Annotated in this window: 4 protein-coding genes and 1 tRNA gene; 3 read left to right on the top strand and 2 right to left on the bottom strand. The window is 33.0% G+C overall.

The window, feature by feature from the left end; translation table 11 throughout:
- Positions 1–232 precede the first annotated feature (232 nt).
- The gene (locus J6L95_RS02400) at positions 233–418 is read right to left on the bottom strand and encodes a helix-turn-helix transcriptional regulator (RefSeq protein ID WP_287458025.1); all 186 of its coding nucleotides are present in this window, start codon (positions 416–418) and stop codon (positions 233–235) included.
- A gap of 193 nt (positions 419–611) precedes the next feature.
- Here J6L95_RS02400 and J6L95_RS02395 point away from each other — a divergent pair, with 193 nt between their 5' ends.
- From J6L95_RS02395 to J6L95_RS02385, 3 genes are all read left to right on the top strand, one after another.
- On the top strand, positions 612–836 hold the full coding sequence (locus J6L95_RS02395; RefSeq protein WP_287458024.1) for a helix-turn-helix domain-containing protein: 225 nt from the start codon (positions 612–614) through the stop codon (positions 834–836).
- Between the two features lie 20 nt (positions 837–856).
- A complete protein-coding gene (locus tag J6L95_RS02390) occupies positions 857–1,351 on the top strand; it encodes an HIRAN domain-containing protein (RefSeq protein WP_287458023.1) in 495 nt (164 codons plus the stop codon).
- Between the two features lie 103 nt (positions 1,352–1,454).
- On the top strand, positions 1,455–2,522 hold the full coding sequence (locus J6L95_RS02385) for a site-specific integrase (RefSeq protein WP_287458021.1): 1,068 nt from the start codon (positions 1,455–1,457) through the stop codon (positions 2,520–2,522).
- A gap of 64 nt (positions 2,523–2,586) precedes the next feature.
- Here the strand turns inward: J6L95_RS02385 and J6L95_RS02380 are convergent.
- Positions 2,587–2,663 (bottom strand) — tRNA-Thr (locus tag J6L95_RS02380).
- Positions 2,664–2,714: the final 51 nt, after the last annotated feature.

The following is a 2,714-nucleotide window of genomic DNA, read 5'->3' as shown; positions in this document are numbered from 1 at the left end:
TGTAAGAACATCCTTTTCTTTAAAACCTGTGTACTTACAGAACACTGAAATAGGTACTCCTTTTTTATTTCTGAAACTTTCACTTACACCTTCACTTTCATACCAGCGATTGACTTTTCTAGAATAAGTTGATTCACTCCAGCCAAAAAGCCATTTAATAATTATTTTGTTAATCATGTTACTTTCTCCTTTCTTTTGTGTTGGCTATCAACCAACTTTTTAATTAAAAAAATTATGCTTCTATATTACTGATGTCTACGTTTGCTATCTTCGCAATTTCAACAATTTCTTTGTAAAGCCAAGGACTAATACCATTTTCTTTTTTTTGATATGTTGAAAGTGACATCTGTAAGATATCAGCAAGCTCTTTTTGTGTAAAATTCATATTGACTCTAATAGCTTTAACTTTTAACTTCATATTTTCTCCTTTTTGTTGGTTTCTAGCCAACTTACAAATTCAATTATACCTCATAAAAGTTGGCTGTCAACCATTTTATGAGTATTTTATCTTTTTTTTATTTATTATACGTCTTATTTTATTGTGTTATTAGCCAACAAATGATATTTTATAGGTGAAGATTTACTATTTAAGCATGTGAGGAGATGAAAATATGTATAGTGATTTTAATATTAAGCTCGGTTTATATTTAAAAAACGCACGAAAAAATAAAGCAATGACACAAGAAGAGCTAGGGAAAGCTGTAGGCAAATCGAAAGCCTGGTACGTTGATATTGAGCGCGGAAAAAACAATTTATATTTTGATGATGCAAAAAAGCTCGCTTCAATTCTTGGCTTTACATTAGATGAACTTGCTGATTTTGTCAGTTCTGAATAATTTTTAAGGAGGATATAGTCATGGATCTATTAAAGAAAATCTCTAATTTTTTTGAAAGCAGCGAAATATCAAAAGACGATTTAGAAATTATTTCTATTGATGTAGTGGGAAGTGATTATTACCAGGATAACTTCAAAAACTACATAAATAAAATCAAACTTCAAAAGAATATAGATTATGTTATGGAACAGAAAAGTAAATTTTCAAATATAGTATATGAATATAGATACATCCCTTCACTCAATCCAAAGCTTGTAAAAGAACCTAAAAATCCTCACGACCCTAATGCAGTTTATGTGAGTGTTTCATACGGTCCATTGTCTTTCAAGCTCGGCTATGTCGCTAGTGAAGAAACAGAACTAATACACAAATACCTGAACCAAAACAGAATATATGGTATTGACTTAAGAATTAGTGGCGGAAAATCAAAAATTATAGATGATGATACAGTCTATAATGATGAATCAAATTATCGTGTTTATATGAATATATTAGTTCGTAAACTTAATATTTAATTTTTCACCTTATAATTGTTTTATTACAAAAACGCCAGTCCGTTATTGCGGACTGGCTGAAAGGAAAAATAGCTTTATGTAATATAGCTATAGTACAATTATCATGCCTGTTTATTCATATCAAACAAAAAAGGGAAAGCGATATAGAGTCGCTTTCAGTTATGTTGATGGCTTTGGATCTGCTAGACAGTATCATAAGCGAGGGTTCACCAGTGCTGAAGAAGCAAAAAGGCATGAAGCTAAAGCAAGACTCATAAATTCAACGTCAGCATCTGAAATAACTCTTGTTACTGCTATTGACACATTTCTTGATTACAAAGCCACAAGAGTACAGGATCGCACTGTAGAAGATTACAAGAATAGTTTATGCAATCATGTTTATGGATTCTATGGTAACATCCGTATCAGGAGAATAAGCGTCAAGGATATCGAACGTTTTCAGGCTCATCTTATAGCATCCTCTCTCCAAGAAAAGACAATTTCAAGAATACAAATGGAATTCAAGAGTTTTCTTCGATATTGTCTTAGAAGAGGATATATTTCTACAAACCCATTCGACTGTGTAGAACTTGTGCATAAGGAACGGCCTAAAAAGGAAATGATGTACTACACAAAAGAAGAATATAGACAGTTCAGGAAGCTTATCAGTGATGAAGATATGCTCTTGGTCTTTGATCTTCTCTATTTTACTGGCATGCGTATTGGTGAACTCGCTGCAAGGACGTGGAAAGACATCAACAACAACATGCTGTACATACATTCGCGATATAATTATCGCGATCATACAATTTTGGAGGGAACCAAGAACGGTTCAGTGCGTCATGTTCCATTAAATAATCTGCTATTAAAAGAACTAAAAGAGCACCATGAAAAATATCCTGAATCAAAATACATTATTGAATTATTCAATCCTCGTACAAAAGAAATGGGGCCAATGGATCCAAAAAGAATCAGACGCTACAATGACGCGGTATGCAAGAAGCATAATTTCAAAAGAATCCGCATTCATGATTTCAGACACAGCTTTATTTCATTGCTTATAAATAACGGGATGGACGCTTTTGAAATCAGCAACTTTAGTGGAAATAGTCCACGTGTCATAGAAGAAACATACGCACATATGTTTCCCAACAAAAACAAAAAATTGCTCAATATTCTTGATGATTTCTAAAAAATCATGCCACAATCATGCCAATAAAATAAAAAAGCCCTTAACAAAGGGCTTTTTAGTATACTGGTGCCGGAGATGGGACTTGAACCCACAGCCTACTGGTTACGAGTCAGTTGCTCTACCAATTGGAGCTACTCCGGCATGAATATCATTATATCACTAAATGAAGTATCGTTCCAATTTGAATTTAGA

The sequence above is a fragment of the Kandleria sp. genome, assembly GCF_017934775.1.
Classification (GTDB): domain Bacteria; phylum Bacillota_I; class Bacilli_A; order Erysipelotrichales; family Coprobacillaceae; genus Kandleria; species Kandleria vitulina.
The sequence above is the reverse complement of the archived record's forward strand: the minus strand, read 5'-3'. Positions and strand labels throughout refer to the sequence as shown.